The organism is Klebsiella sp. K47 (assembly GCF_051858335.1).
Lineage (GTDB): Bacteria > Pseudomonadota > Gammaproteobacteria > Enterobacterales > Enterobacteriaceae > Klebsiella > Klebsiella pneumoniae.
This window is the reverse complement of record NZ_JBPYUI010000181.1, coordinates 1-246: the sequence shown is the minus strand read 5'-3', so window position 1 is coordinate 246 and position 246 is coordinate 1. Positions and strand designations below refer to the sequence as shown.

Here is a 246-nt window from a genome sequence, read left to right as displayed (position 1 = left end):
GCGCGCGCAGTCGACAAACGGGTGGCACAGGCTTAGGGTTAGCAATTGTGAAACATGTGTTAATGCAACACCAAGCTCATTTAGAAATTGAATCCAAAGAAAATCAAGGCTCTATTTTTAAAGTGATTTTCCCCAAAGAACGCACCTATAATCCTGAATAAGCCTCTTTCTTCAAAAGCATGAAAAAAGCACCGATATCGGTGCTTTTTTTGTCTCTCACCGTCCGTTTAACAAGGACGGTGACCT

General features: G+C 42.3%; 1 protein-coding gene. It reads left to right on the top strand.

All coding sequences use genetic code 11. The features are described 5' to 3' along the window. Window positions 1–161, top strand: a 161-nt coding sequence (locus tag RRF55_RS27615; protein WP_439419242.1) for an ATP-binding protein, incomplete at its 5' end; no start/stop codon positions are given. Window positions 162–246 lie beyond the last annotated feature (85 nt).